Origin of the sequence: Sorangium sp. So ce448 (assembly GCF_051520915.1) — a bacterium.
GTDB classification, from domain to species: Bacteria; Myxococcota_A; Polyangia; order Polyangiales; family Polyangiaceae; genus Sorangium; species Sorangium cellulosum_B.
Genome location: NZ_CP150343.1, coordinates 9,151,392 through 9,164,075 on the forward strand (window position 1 = coordinate 9,151,392; position 12,684 = coordinate 9,164,075).

General features: G+C 66.8%; 12 protein-coding genes. 5 read left to right on the forward strand and 7 right to left on the reverse strand.

Annotation, left to right across the window (positions count from 1 at the left end; translation table 11 throughout):
• The first annotated feature begins 356 nt into the window (after nt 1-356).
• On the forward strand, nt 357-1,277 hold the full coding sequence (locus WMF45_RS34640) for a restriction endonuclease (protein WP_433935480.1): 921 nt from the start codon (nt 357-359) through the stop codon (nt 1,275-1,277).
• 211 nt (nt 1,278-1,488) lie between these two features.
• On the opposite strand, the gene WMF45_RS34645 is transcribed toward WMF45_RS34640, so the two are convergent.
• A complete protein-coding gene (locus tag WMF45_RS34645) occupies nt 1,489-1,764 on the reverse strand; it encodes a hypothetical protein (RefSeq protein WP_437709635.1) in 276 nt (91 codons plus the stop codon).
• A 1,358-nt stretch (nt 1,765-3,122) separates the two neighbouring features.
• Between WMF45_RS34645 and WMF45_RS34650 the strand changes: the two genes are divergently transcribed.
• Nucleotides 3,123-3,590: a hypothetical protein gene (locus WMF45_RS34650; RefSeq protein WP_437709637.1), complete on the forward strand. Its 468-nt coding sequence runs from the start codon at nt 3,123-3,125 to the stop codon at nt 3,588-3,590.
• Between the two features lie 263 nt (nt 3,591-3,853).
• Here WMF45_RS34650 and WMF45_RS34655 read toward each other — a convergent pair whose 3' ends face one another.
• Nucleotides 3,854-4,003 carry a hypothetical protein gene (locus WMF45_RS34655; RefSeq protein WP_437709639.1) on the reverse strand — a complete coding sequence of 50 codons (150 nt, stop codon included), beginning with the start codon at nt 4,001-4,003 and terminating at the stop codon, nt 3,854-3,856.
• Between the two features lie 18 nt (nt 4,004-4,021).
• Here WMF45_RS34655 and WMF45_RS34660 point away from each other — a divergent pair, with 18 nt between their 5' ends.
• On the forward strand, nt 4,022-4,429 hold the full coding sequence (locus WMF45_RS34660; RefSeq protein WP_437709641.1) for a hypothetical protein: 408 nt from the start codon (nt 4,022-4,024) through the stop codon (nt 4,427-4,429).
• A 447-nt stretch (nt 4,430-4,876) separates the two neighbouring features.
• On the forward strand, nt 4,877-5,215 hold the full coding sequence (locus WMF45_RS34665; protein ID WP_437709643.1) for a hypothetical protein: 339 nt from the start codon (nt 4,877-4,879) through the stop codon (nt 5,213-5,215).
• 246 nt (nt 5,216-5,461) lie between these two features.
• Here the strand turns inward: WMF45_RS34665 and WMF45_RS34670 are convergent, their stop codons facing one another.
• The gene (locus tag WMF45_RS34670; protein ID WP_437709645.1) at nt 5,462-7,123 is read right to left on the reverse strand and encodes a hypothetical protein; all 1,662 of its coding nucleotides are present in this window, start codon (nt 7,121-7,123) and stop codon (nt 5,462-5,464) included.
• Nucleotides 7,117-8,196, reverse strand: coding sequence for a hypothetical protein (locus tag WMF45_RS34675; RefSeq protein WP_437709647.1), 1,080 nt, complete (start codon nt 8,194-8,196; stop codon nt 7,117-7,119). The genes WMF45_RS34670 and WMF45_RS34675 overlap by 7 nt, the downstream gene beginning before the upstream one ends.
• 229 nt (nt 8,197-8,425) lie before the next feature.
• Between WMF45_RS34675 and WMF45_RS34680 the strand changes: the two genes are divergently transcribed.
• Nucleotides 8,426-9,520: a sigma-70 family RNA polymerase sigma factor gene (locus WMF45_RS34680; RefSeq protein WP_437709649.1), complete on the forward strand. Its 1,095-nt coding sequence runs from the start codon at nt 8,426-8,428 to the stop codon at nt 9,518-9,520.
• A 277-nt stretch (nt 9,521-9,797) separates the two neighbouring features.
• On the opposite strand, the gene WMF45_RS34685 is transcribed toward WMF45_RS34680, so the two are convergent.
• The 3 genes from WMF45_RS34685 to WMF45_RS34695 form a co-directional block, all read right to left on the reverse strand.
• On the reverse strand, nt 9,798-10,067 hold the full coding sequence (locus WMF45_RS34685) for a hypothetical protein (RefSeq protein ID WP_437719607.1): 270 nt from the start codon (nt 10,065-10,067) through the stop codon (nt 9,798-9,800).
• A gap of 355 nt (nt 10,068-10,422) precedes the next feature.
• Entirely contained in the window at nt 10,423-11,145 is a 723-nt protein-coding gene (locus WMF45_RS34690; protein WP_437709651.1) for a hypothetical protein, read from the reverse strand.
• 288 nt (nt 11,146-11,433) lie between these two features.
• Nucleotides 11,434-12,426, reverse strand: coding sequence for a GlxA family transcriptional regulator (locus tag WMF45_RS34695; RefSeq protein WP_437719608.1), 993 nt, complete (start codon nt 12,424-12,426; stop codon nt 11,434-11,436).
• Between the last annotated feature and the right edge of the window lie 258 nt (nt 12,427-12,684).

Here is a 12,684-nt window from a genome sequence, read left to right on the forward strand (position 1 = left end):
CGCGACTCTACGCACGGGGCCGCCTTCCACAAGCACGCTTCGGAACGCGCTCTGCGGAGCGGCTACATATGGACGAACGATGCTCAGCGCCGGTCCTCGAACGAGGGGCCTGTTCGACGAGATTCGCGGCACATTGACGGGGAACGTGCGTGGTGCTTGACCGCGGACTGCGACTGCTCCGCAGCCAGCTGAACAAGACGCGAGGTCGTGGCGCGCCACGGCGTCCTCCTCGGCGGGGTTGCGGCTCACCCGCAGGCCGTTGACTGGGCCAAAAAGCAAGGCTTTCCGGGTACTTATCGCTCGACCGGCGACGTTGGTCGCGTCCGAGGCCGGCTCGTGGTACTCTCCATGTTCGCATGAAGCGGTACTCTGCTCAGGTTGCGGATGCGGTGGTTGAAGCTCTTGCCACCTCGTTCCACTACAAGGAGGATCTCGGATCATTCTTAGTGCGCTGCGGTGTCCCGGGAGACACTGTGCAAGCCTGTCAGTTTACGCGGAACGGGCCACCTCGCCGGGTCAGCGCGAGAATGCTCGTGGACGGGCTCGCGGCTCATCCTGCCACGGGGACCGAGTTGATGCGACTCATCATTCAAGGCCTACTGGCGGAGGACCTTGACTTTCCAAGGCTTAGAAAGCTCGAAGACGGTGAACAGCGCGTAGCGAGCGCACGTCGCGCTCTGTCAGAGTTGAAGGACCTCGTCAGCGGCGAGTTCGCTGCCGAACGGAGGAAACGAGAACGGCAGGACGGCCTCGAAAAGAGCCGCCTCGATGCTTCGCTGATTCAGCATCGTGCATCGATGCTCCGAGGGCTCCGCGATCGCTTCATGGCACTGTTTGCGGCGAGCGACCACCAGGGTCGCGGCAAGCAATTCGAAGTGCTTCTCAAAGACCTCTTCGAACTGTTCGACCTTTCTCCACGAGGCTCGTTTCGCCCAGACGGGGAGGAGATTGACGGCTCGATCATTCACGAGGGACAACACATCCTCGTCGAAGCGAAGTGGGAGACAAAGCCCATCGAGACCGCGCCGATCGGCGTGTTTCGTCAGAAGGTCGAGGACAAGCTCAAGACGACACTTGGGTTGTTCGTATCCATGTCCGGTTACTCACCCGCGGCGGTGGAGAAAGCTGGCGGCGGTGGCGCCCGTTCGATGATCCTGATGGAGGGAACGGAGCTTATGCCGGTGTTTGAAGGGCAGGTAGATCTTCGTGACCTTCTCGCGCGGAAGATTCGCCGTGCGCATGAGACTGGAGAAGCGTTCTTTAAGCCATATTCTTAGCTAACCGAGCCGTCCGATTGGCGCCGGCTAACAAGCCGATGGATCTGGCGGCCGCTGCGCGGCCGCAGCTCATCGTCTACCTCGTTAGGCCGCTTACGCGCCGGAGTGCTCGACCTGCTTGTCTCTGCTGCAGCGAGCAGCCGCCCGATGGTCTCGTGGGCGATGCGCGCCGCCTCGACGTCGCCCTCGGCGAGCGCCGCCCCGTCCGGCGCTACCCGCCGCGTCGGCTGCGCTCGGCCGCGAGGTCGACCACGACGCCCGCGCCGGCCCCTGACGCGCCGAGCAGCCGCCCGATGGTCTCGTGGGCGATGCGTGCCGCCTCCACGTCGCCCGCCGCGAGCGCCGCCCTCATGCCTTCCGTCAGCTGGCCCAGCAGCACCGTCCGCGGGTCCGCCGGTTTCGTCCGGGATTCGTCCGGCTCACGAGGTTTCGCGCACTTAGCCGCCGTCGTCGGCACGGTTGCCGCTCCCGTCGCATGCGGAAACATACGCGATCCCTGCGGATCCATACCCTCGGCAGGCGTTTCGATTCCCGGCGCCTCCACCAAGAAGACACGGCGAGAGCCGTGTCTTCTGCTTTTGTGTGCCCTGACAAAGTTTGGCGAGGGTCTGGGCGGGGCTGGACGGTGTGAGGCAGGGCACCGGCAGCGGATAGCCATAACCGAACCGGCGGAACGGGACGGGGCGGGATGGCCGACTCGGGGCCCGCGAGCCCGATCCCGAATCCGCCCTACTGGAAGCCGGGACCAGTGGAGCAGGGCCGGATGCAGGTGGACCGGCGGCGACCCCGATCCCCCGCCTAGCCGAGACGAAGCCGCCGAGCAGGCTCCTCTTGACACGGGACGGTATCTCCGCTGGCCTCGCCGAGGGAGGTGGCCATGGGGGTGACTGTAGGCGTTCGGCAGAGCACATCCTGAGGGTGGATCGAGCGGTAATCAGGACCAGAGAGACGCTCTCTCGGCGCCGATCGCACCCGCCGGCGAGTGGGGTTGCGCCGCCCGGTATTCTGTCAACAAGACGGTCGTCTCGTTGACAATCTTCGCAAGGAACTGGATCCGAGCATGACGAAGCCGCCCGTGCCCCCAACAGAGCGTCGCGACCGGAAGCCATCGCATCTGGCAACCGCGGCCTGTGTCCTATTCGGCATAGCGCTGCTCGCGAGCTTAGCGCTTGGTTTCGTTCTCAGCGACAAAGCTGCTGTCGTGGCCATTGCTGCGCCAACGCTACTACTCGCCATGGCGTCCGCACGACTCGACCTATTTTAAGAGATCAAGGGCGCGGGCGTGGCCCCTCGCGGCGCGCGCCGGGGTCGGCGATACTGGACGCGGAGCGGCGGCCTATCTTCGGAGATGCGCAGATAGGTCGCGGAAGTCGCTGCCTATTCACGGGAATACACCAATATACCGCGGAGCTTCGCGACCTATTCACGGGAATACGGAGATTGGCCGCGGCGCCTCGCCGCCTACATGCTACAATCCGCCGCCAGGCCCTGCGACGCAACTGATTGCGACGTTGGGCAGGCAACGGGACAGCTATCTACTTCGGGAGACGCATGACTCGCACCAAGGTTTTCCTCGGTTACATCGCAGCGGCTCTTGCATCGAGTCTTGTATCGGCTTCCTGCGCGCGACGGGAACAGTCGGAGTCCGGAAGTGGCGAACCAGCTGCTCCGTCGCACGCGCCTTCTGTAGCGAAGTCCGCGAACAAGGATCCCGAGAGGTCCTCCAGCGAGGTGGAACCAAGCCCGGAGCCCACGCTTCAGCCACGAGCCACGAACGACTTACCTCAACCTACGCCTCGCTCCCCTCCGATCCTCGAGGCAGACCCGAATTCGAAGGGAGTGAGAATGGGCAAGCCGCTTTTTTCCTGCTACTACGTGAGTTTTGCCTGGGGCAGTCAGGCTTACGGGAACGTCCTTGATGATCAGGGCCGAATTTGGTTCTATGACCTGGGAAGGACCTGGGACCCCCAACCCGCCGGGGACGGACTCTATCTTGAGACCGGGCTGAGAGAGCGATTCAGAAGTCCCGTCCTCCAGTCGCGCCGCGTTCCTCCTGCGCAGCTGGCCGACATGCGGAAGAAGGCGGAGATCGCTCGAGGCGGTCAAATCGAGAAGAAGCACGTGTCGCGTGATGTGGGCAGCGCCGGCTGCGAGGCCTACCTGTGGGAGAGATCCGACGCGTACCGGGAAGTTAAGCTCGGCAGCCGTGGCGGCTCTGAGATTCGCAACTCCAGCTTGGAGGCCGGCCATCTCCTAGAGTGGCTATGGGGAGAACTCGGCATGGGCACCCATCCGCAGTCCCGGCAGAAGTAATGGCTCCGAAAGCGTACACGAAGCTGCCCAACGCACGGCTGCACACCGACGAGCGATTCCGTGGCGCCTGCGGCGCCCCTCCGTCGCTCGCGGGTGAGCCGAGCGTTGGGCAGTTGCACATGGAGGGACGTTTCGGAGATCAGCCCGCTCTCGGGGAGGATCGCCTCTGGCGGGATCGTGATCGGCGACGGTCCTTTCGGCGCGGCGCGGAGGTCAACGCCGCCGACATGCTGGGGAGCCCATTGGCCCAGTCTTGGAAGCCCCTAGTCTTGGAAGCCCATCGAGACGGCTGCGGAACCGGGCTTGCCCGGGTTCGCGTTCAGATCGCCGGCGCCGCCACCGTCACCAGGGATGCCGTACTTGATCGGAGAGTCGGGCTCGACGTTGGGGCCCAGGTCGACGGTATGTGCCACCGCAAGAGAGTGTCCTCCATGGCCTCCACCACCGCGACCGCCATTGCCGCCTTTCCCGCCATCGCCACCACGGCAGCCTGGCTGCGACCCAGCCCTGTTGCCTCCGCCAGTGCCGCCGTACCCACCCACGCCGCCGTACTGGCCCTTTCCGCCTCGCCCGCCGTTGCCGCCCCGACCCGTGAGGATGCTGGTTTTACTCACGTGGACGCTGGCGTGGTAAGACAGAATCCCGATGCTGGATCCGCCTGGACCGCCGCCCTTGCCGGGCTCGCCGCCGCAGCCGCCAGCACCGCCGGAACCACCCGAAGCGCCGCCCTGTGCCGCTCCTGTGCCGCAGAACATGGCTCCTCCGCGCGAGCCGCCCCCACCGCCGCCGCCGTAGCCGTGCTGCCCCGTCTGGCCATCCTCGCCAGCGCTGCCTTCTAGCCCTGTGTCTGTGAGCCTCCCCTGCCCTGACGCACCGTTACCGTTCGCGCCGTCATCCCCCACCAGGCCGCGCGTTCCATCTGTGCAGGACATGACGCCTTGCCCAGTTCCACCCAAGCCGTACGCCATCGGGTTGGTGACTGGCAAAGGGTCGCCACTTTCGCCGTCGCTACCATCACCCTTGGTACCGACGCCGCCCATCCCGCCTGAGGAAACACCGTCGTCACATGAGGTGGTGACCCGCGCCCCTCCCGTCACGACATCAGCAGAGCACGCCACGGCTCCCGGGTTCCCTGGTGCCCCCTCCCGTGCTGATTCGGCGCCTCCGTCAGCGCCAATGGCCCCATCTGCGCCGTCCCCAGCCACGATCTCGCTCAGGCGCACGTCCACCGTAACCCCCGGCAGGGCGCGCATGGCGATGGAAGAGCCGCCCGGAACCGTAGCGTCGTGCGCGACCATCCGCATCCTGGTCAGCGTCGTGGCCACGGAGCTTCGGGGTTCGGACTCGGCAGCATCGTCCGCAACGGTGAGCGGGATCCGGTTCGGTCCTGGAGCGATCGTGGTGAGCTCGCCGAGCGGATGCAGCGGCCAATGTTTACGGGGATCGCGACAATTGAGCCCACCCCATACCTCCATACCTGCTGGCACACGCACTTCTACGTTGAAAAGATCGGCACACACGTAGACGCGCATTCCATGGTCGCGGGCGAGATCGAACGCACGCGCGAAGGTGGCCACGGGATTGTCTCGCGTGCCCGGATCATCGTCGCGGCCATCCACGGTTAGATATATACCCTCGCAGTCGACTGGGCGGCTGGGAATACCGTGATCGGCATTGCAGTCTACCACCGGTGTGCACGTGAGCGTTTCCTCGCAAGGTTCCCACGCTCCCGGATCAGCACTGCACCCGAGCGTCCCGATCCCCGCAGACATGGCGACAACAAGCAGCCGAGGCCATTCCTCGGACGCTTCATGCCACCGGTTGCGCCTCGACAGTGAGCTCATCATCCTCTCTCCTCGTATCGATGCCACTTACTCTGGCGCAGCGGGGTTCGGGTCGTTCGGATCGTCGGTAACGAAGGGAAGAAACTCGGCTACCACGCCATCGTCACCCGCGCTCTCGGTGGCGTCTGGGTCGCCACCAGGTCCACCCTTGCCCGCGGTTCCGAGCGCGAACGTCGCCTCGACCTCCTCCCGCGTCACCTCCGTGGCCCCCAGATACGCGATGCCGACCGAATGGCCGCCGAGCCCGCCGCCTCCGCCGCCTCCGGGCCCCCCGTTGCCGCCATCGCCGCCGCGGCACCCTGGAAGTGTGTCGGGCACCGCTCGTCCGCCATCGCCGCCGGGGGCTCCGCTACCCCCCGGCAGCCCCGCCCCGCCCGCCCCACCCCGGCCGCCGCGTCCCGTCTCGATCGTCGTCCCGCGGATCTTGACCTTGGACCCCCTCGTGGCGATACCGATGCTCGCGCCCCCGGCAAAGCCACCTTTCCCCGGCTTCCCGCCGCAACCGCCAGAGCCGCCAGAACCGCCGAATGCACCCCCGATCGGGCCTGCACCGCAGGCCATGGAACCACCCCTCGCGCCACCGCCCCCACCGCCCCCCTGGCCAGGGCGCCCGAATTTGCCGTCCTGTCCCTTACCCAGAGTAACCCCCCACCTGACGGCGCCTGGGCGCCTCCCTCCTTGACCCTGCGCACCAACGGCACCGTCGAGGCCGCGCTGCCCATCGCTGCACGCCGTACTTCCCAGCTGGCCCACGCCTCCGGCACCGGCGCCGGTCGGGTTGGGATCTGGGAGAGGCTCCCCGTTCCCAGCTCCGGAGCCCCGATCCACGAGCCCGAGGCCGCCCTCGCCGCTGACCGATCGCCCGTCGTCGCACTCGGTTGTAACGGCCGGCGTCCCTGCCATGGCGTCCGCCGTACACGCGTCTGCCCCCGGGCGTCCTGGCGTTCCATCGGATGCTGCCGCGCCCTCAGCCGCGGCTCCAGGCTCGCCGTCTGCTCCGTCTCCAGCAACGATGCGGCTGTCGATCACTTCGATCTCACTGCCATCACGGAGGTAGATCGGAATCGAGCTTCCGCCCGGCTTTCCACCACGCCCAGTGATGACCTCGCTCGCCACGAGCTTGAGCTGGACCCCTTGGAGGGTTGCTATCCCGATGGATCCTTTTTGGACGTGGTCCACATCGTTGCCGTCGGGGGCCAGGAACCGCAGGTTGGCAAACGTAAGTCCCTGTCCGCCAAACCGCACCACCTGCGGGACGGGCCCCTCCGGAGCAACGACAGTCCTCGCGCTGGCACCGAGGTGCCGCCAGCCGTTCGCGCAGTCGAACCCGCCCCAGATGCTTATGCCGTAAAACCCAAGCGTTTCTTCGAAAGTTTCCGCGCACGCGTAGACGCGATGGCTGCCCATGTCTGCAAGTTCGAGGGCTTTCGAGAAGGTCTTCACCGGCTCCGCGCGGCTGCCGGGGTTCGCGTCGTCTCCCAGGCTTGAGCTGACGAAAATACCGCATCCGTCTTCCGGCGTTCTCACCAAGGGGTCATCGTCGCAGACGGGTACCCTATCCGGACCGGAGGAACACCCGCACAGGAAGGCAGCGATTCCGTACGCGAGCGCGATGGGCACCATGATAACCACCCCGCGCCGTCTTTTCGATGAGGTATCCATGACCTGGAGCTCCACGTTCGTCACCATGCACCGATCATTATCAGCCCCGCGTGCTGTCCGCTCACCGTCGGAACGACACGCACGCCATCGCTGGGCGGCGAGGTTCGGTCCACGAGCAGGGACGCGAGCGTCAGCACACCGATCGCGCCGCCGGACGCAAGGGTCACCCAGCCGGCTTTCTTCAGGAGATCCCGCTTCCCTTGGAGGTCGCGCAGCTCCGAGCACGCGCGCGGTGCGTTCGGGCGCGCACATCGGCCCGCGTCCTCGTCTGCGCCACGCAGCGCGGTAGCTCGGTCGTGGAGTTCATCCTCGGTGTAGGCACTCCAGATCAGCAACCCGCCGCCGGCTGCCATGGTTGCCCCCGCCACGACCGCGCCACCGATGCGGAGCGTCGACGCGGTGGAGGACGGCTCCACGGAAGACGACGCCTGCGCTCCTCGCGCGGAGCTCTTGGTTGAGGTTCCCTTCGCAGGGGTGCCCGGCGCTGCGGCGCGCGGTACCTGCAGCGAGATGGTCGTCGGCTTCCCGGCCTGCGCATCGAACGACGCGAACGCCTCCTCATGGCCCGCCAACCGAGCCCGCACCATGTGCTGACCGGGCTCCAGGAATAGCCTGTAGGTCCGTGCAGGCGCGCTGATGGGCTTGCCGTCGATGAGCACCTCCGCATCCGGCGGGTCGACAGACAGGTAGAGGGTCGCGACATGCGACGCTGCCTTGCGTTGCCCGGCCTCGAACCGCAGCTGTGGTTCAAGGGGCAGGACGTTGCGCTGCTGGAGGCTCCAGGCGAGATGCTCGGCAGCATCACGGTACTTGCGCAGCTCGAGCTCACACAGGCCGAGCTCTCCGGCGATCTCGGCGCGCTCCTTCACCGTGTTCGACGCCGGGTCTGTCGCATCGAGCGCCGCATTGTAGGCCGCGTGTGCCTCGGTCCACCGACCTGCGTCACGGGCTCTCTGCGCACGGCGAACATGGTCCTTCACCGTCGAACTGCCGCTTCGCTCCAGCGTCGAATAGATGTCCTCGGCGCTGGCGGGGCTCGTGTAGACACCAGCGGCGCCAAGCATCAGGCAGAACAACAACGAAGGCGCAACGTCACGCATGCGGGGACCGTACTTACGCGAAGCGCGCGGCGTCAACCGTGATTAATTCGCAGGGAATGAACGTTTTGCCAGGCAAAGATCGGCCCGACGACGTAACGGCGCCCGTCGACCCTCCGAGCAGTGGAGCCGCCCAGGTACGCATTCCACAAAAGCGCACATTATCCGACCAAAGTTGACCGACCCTTCTCTTTCTTGAACCCTTCCGGCCAGCTCAGGGGTGCTACCAGCTGTGGGTAAGCCAGCACGAACTCCCCGCCACTTCGAGCGCTTCCGCCGCCTCATCAGGCGGGTCGGTGTCCCCGCGCGACACGCCGAGGACCTCGCGCAGGAAGCGCTCCTGCGGGACTGGGAGGCGAGAGGGCGGCTCGAGCCAGGCGTGGATTCAGCGCCGTACTCGGTCACCATCGCCCTGAACCTCGCCCGCACGCACCTGCGGGACGCGAGCCGTCGGGGTGAGGTCCTGACCCCGTTCGACGAGCACGACTTCCGCGGGGACGAACCGAGCCCGGAAGCCTTGCTCCGGAGGCAGGAGCGGGAAGCCGTCATGCGCGACCTGATCGAGCAGGTCGATCCCAAGTACCGCGACCTCTTGGTCGAGCACGAGCTCGAGGAGAAGTCGCTCGCCGAGATCGCCGCCAAGCTGGGGCTCAAGCTGGACACCGTGAGGAGCCAGCACCGCAGGGCACGCGAGCAGCTGGAGGAGGCGAAGCGGCGCTGGATGGCGCAGCAAGAATTCCGGGGCTGGGACAAGGTGCCTTGCGTTCCGGTGGCGTTCGGCCTGTTCCGTCGCTCGTGGTGGACGACCGCGCTGCACCTGCAGAAGGTCGGGGCGAAGGTCTTCGCGCAGGCGGCGCTCGTCGTGCTGACAGGCGCCGTCGTCGCGACAGCGCCACGCTCGTCAAGCTCGGCCAGTACGACCCCGTGGTTACGGCCGGCAGCGATCCACGCCGGTGCGGCCACGCGCCCGCAGCAGCACACCGCGCCGCCCCTCGACAATCCAGACGCACGCCGCGCGGTCGCCGCGGACTCGCCCCCGGTGCAGGGCGGCATCCCAGCACCCGGCGAGAATGCACCGGCCGCAAGGAACGGCAAACCCGCTTCGCCGGCCGCAACAGCTGCACGTTCCTCGCCGCCCGTCCGCGCCGTACGCACGGTCGCGAGCGAGCGCGAGAAGGACCTGATCCTCCAGGCGCGCAAGGCCATCGAAGCCTACAACGCCAGGGCTGACGTCGAGGCGCGACGCCTGCTCGACATGCACGCCATGCAGTTCCCTCGGGGTCACCTGGCCCGGGAGCGCGAGGCGTTGCTGCTGCAACTCCGCTGAATCGGCGGCCGGAGCGCCCCGCGCTCAGAAGGCCACCGAGGACGGCAGCAGCGCGTCTCGGAGGCGATGCATTTCGCGCGACCTACGACGCTGACCCGAGCCTCACCGTCTGCAGGATCATCGCTTCGATGGCCTCGAATGGCTGCGCGCGGCGAGCGGCCGCCACGGCCTGCGCGTCGGCGCCGACGGGTTGCCGCCTTCGAGCAGCACCCAGGGAGCCGACGCCGAGTACGCCTCGGTCCCGGCTATGGGCAGGCTTGGCGCATCTGTGAGTCGATTATTGGCCCTCCTTCATCCGCGGCTCGATGGGCGGATCGAGCGCATCACCATGGACCCCGCGCAACACGATCGCGGCGTGCTGGGCTCCGTGCTCGACTGCATTCAGAGGATCCATTCCATATGTGGTGAATGGGCGGCCATCGAGGTCTATGGTGACAGCCCAAGGCCATTCTTTCTCCGGAGGGTTTCGGGTCGGCTGGTGGATCCGAACCACGATGTCGCGCGGCTCGCCCTCTTCTGGGGTCAGCTTAAAGGTCAGCTCGAGCATCACTTACATCTCCTGTCGCAGTCTTTGAGGCATCGACTATATTCATCAGTACACTTCTTTAGGCAGGTCGTGTCGCCCCTTGGGCAGTTGTCACGGCAGAGTTCCCATATCTTGTCACACTTTTCCTTGCACGCCTCTAGGCAGTCGGGGGTGCACCCTGCCATCGCCTCAGAGGCTCCGCTTCCCACCGGTGCGTTTTGCGGCCTTGCCGGCACATACCCGAAGGCCCCATCCCCTCCTGTCGGGGTGATGATGCTGCCGCCGGCACCTTCGTTTCCCTCACCGCGGACCCAGCACTCTCCCACATCGTAATTACACGCCGCGAGCCCGAAGCACAGAACAACAAATATCTTGTTCATTTCGACCTTGCCCCAAATCTCCAAGCTGGTCCAGTGGTCACCATCACAACCAGACTTCCAGGAAGAACGCGACTACTGCCGCCCGTCCAGTCCACATGGACGCTGGTGGACACGCCCAAGGGCCCGGCGAAGTACCAATCGGAATGGGCGCGGCCGCCTGGTGCAACCCCCACCACGCGGTTACAGATCACGATATTGCATACCGGCATCGAGTAGATCGCCAGGGACGGCCCGAGGCTGACGGTCGTTGTCTTCGTGGCGTACCCAAGAGTGACGGCCGTTCGGTCGTAGAACCCGACACCATAGCCTGGAACGATGCTGAGCATGTTATGGGCTTCGAGCCTGAAGTCCCCCTCGCTGCGCCAGAGCCACCCGGCGAAGGGGCTCACGGCCAGCCTGGGCTCGATCCCGATCTGGATCCCGCCCACGCTGACGCCGCCGCTGAACTCGAGTGCGTGTGCCGGCACCGGAACACTATTGGCGAGCGCGCAGGCACAGCCGCACAGCACGAACACGCGCGCCTTTGCCTTCAGCCCGTGCCCCATGCCCTCCCCCGATCCCGGATGCTTCTCCTGACGCAAGGCGGCGTCAACAGGTGACTTAGGCCACCTTACGTCCAAGCGGTCCTTGCAGACGAGGGTCAGAGCGCGACCGGCAACGTGGATGGTCAAGGTGTGCGTCAGCGAGTTCGGCACCGTCCCGTTCACCCGCTCGTTCACTACGTCTGAGGCGGATTGCTCGACGGCTCTCCGTCCCGTTACTGGCGTCGGCTGGGCTTGTTTGCCACCCCTCAAAGAACGCGCTCAGTATGGCGCCCGGGGGCCTCCATCTTCTTGGCGCTGCTCGGGTTCATCGTCAGGGCCGAAGACTGAGGGCGGATCGCGCCGATCGTGCCGCCGGGAGACACGACGATCTTCGGGGTGAAGGGGGCGAGAGAGCGGCTTCAGCGGCTCGGGTGGAAGGGCGCCTGACCGGGAGGGCGCGAGGCGCCTCGCCCGATCCAGCGCTCAAGGAGCGCTCGACTTCACGCTCGCCCCCCGGCGTCCGTTCGCCTTGATCGGCGCGGCGCGGAAGGCGCGGCGGTACGCCTGCGGGCTCGTGGTCACGAGCCGCTGGAAGTGCTCGCGAAAGGCGGTCGGCGAGCCGAACCCGACCCTCGCCGCGATCGACTCCACCGAGTGCCCCGTCGTTTCGAGCAGCTGCTGCGCGCGGCGCACGCGGGCCCGGAGCAGCCATTGGAGCGGCGTGGTGCCGGTCTGCTCGCGGAAGCGGCGGCTCAGCGTGCGCACGCTGAGGGCCGCGCGCCGCGCGATGTCCTCGAGCGTGAGCGGCTTGTCGAGGCTCTCCTCGATCCACCGCAGCAGCGGCTCGAGCGACGAGCCGTCCGGCGCGGGCGGTTCGTGGACGATGAACTGCGACTGCCCCCCGTCGCGCTCGAGCGGCATCACCGAGAGCCGCGCCGTGTCCGCGGCCACGGCCGAGCCGTAGTCGAGCCGCACCATGTGGAGGCAGAGGTCGAACGCCGCCGCGGCGCCCGCCGACGTCAGAAACTGCCCCTCATCCACGTAGAGCACCTTCGGGTCGACGCGAATGGCCGGGTGGCGGCGCGCGAGCTCGTCCGTCGCGAGCCAGTGGGTCGTGGCGCGGCGCCCGTCGAGCAGCCCGGTCGCGGCGAGGAGGAACGCCCCGGAGCAGATGGAGGCGACGCGGGCGCCCGAGGCCGCCGCGGCGCGGACCGCGTGCAAGAGCGCCTCCGGGACCGGGACGCTCACCTCGGCGATGCCCGGAAGGATGATGGTGTCCGCTCGCGTCAGCTCGTCGAGGCCGCAGCGCACCCGGAGATCGAACGCTCCGGCGCTCACCTCGCGCGTCACCCCGCAAACACGGACTTGATACCCGGCCCGACCCCCGGGCAGCCGGACACGCCCGAACACCTCGCAGGGCGTCGACAGGTCGAAGGGGACGACCCCGTCCATCGCAACCACAGCCACGACGTGCATGGCCGAAAGATGCTTGATGATCCACTTCATGCCAACGGTTTTATGATCCGACGCGGGTCCGGGACGTTGGGCTGGCCAGAAGTCGTCGAAGATTGGCACGAACGCCCCCTCGCGGGACCGTCCCGGCTGTGCCATATCCCGGCCGTGCCAACTGCCGAGCGATGACGGCTCGGTGCCACTGGCATCCGGGGCATGCCCCGTTTGCGAGCCCCTCCGACCGTCTCACGTCTCGGAGCCGTCGTGTTCGTCCCGAGAAGG

Coding starts and splice junctions, on each gene's coding strand:
- WMF45_RS34640 (WP_433935480.1), top strand. CDS start 357: ATGAAGCGGTACTCTGCTCAGGTTGCGGATGCGGTGGTTGAAGCTCTT.
- WMF45_RS34645 (WP_437709635.1), bottom strand. CDS start 1,764: ATGTTTCCGCATGCGACGGGAGCGGCAACCGTGCCGACGACGGCGGCT.
- WMF45_RS34650 (WP_437709637.1), top strand. CDS start 3,123: ATGGGCAAGCCGCTTTTTTCCTGCTACTACGTGAGTTTTGCCTGGGGC.
- WMF45_RS34660 (WP_437709641.1), top strand. CDS start 4,022: ATGGCCTCCACCACCGCGACCGCCATTGCCGCCTTTCCCGCCATCGCC.
- WMF45_RS34670 (WP_437709645.1), bottom strand. CDS start 7,123: ATGGTGACGAACGTGGAGCTCCAGGTCATGGATACCTCATCGAAAAGA.
- WMF45_RS34675 (WP_437709647.1), bottom strand. CDS start 8,196: ATGCGTGACGTTGCGCCTTCGTTGTTGTTCTGCCTGATGCTTGGCGCC.
- WMF45_RS34685 (WP_437719607.1), bottom strand. CDS start 10,067: ATGCTCGAGCTGACCTTTAAGCTGACCCCAGAAGAGGGCGAGCCGCGC.
- WMF45_RS34695 (WP_437719608.1), bottom strand. CDS start 12,426: ATGCACGTCGTGGCTGTGGTTGCGATGGACGGGGTCGTCCCCTTCGAC.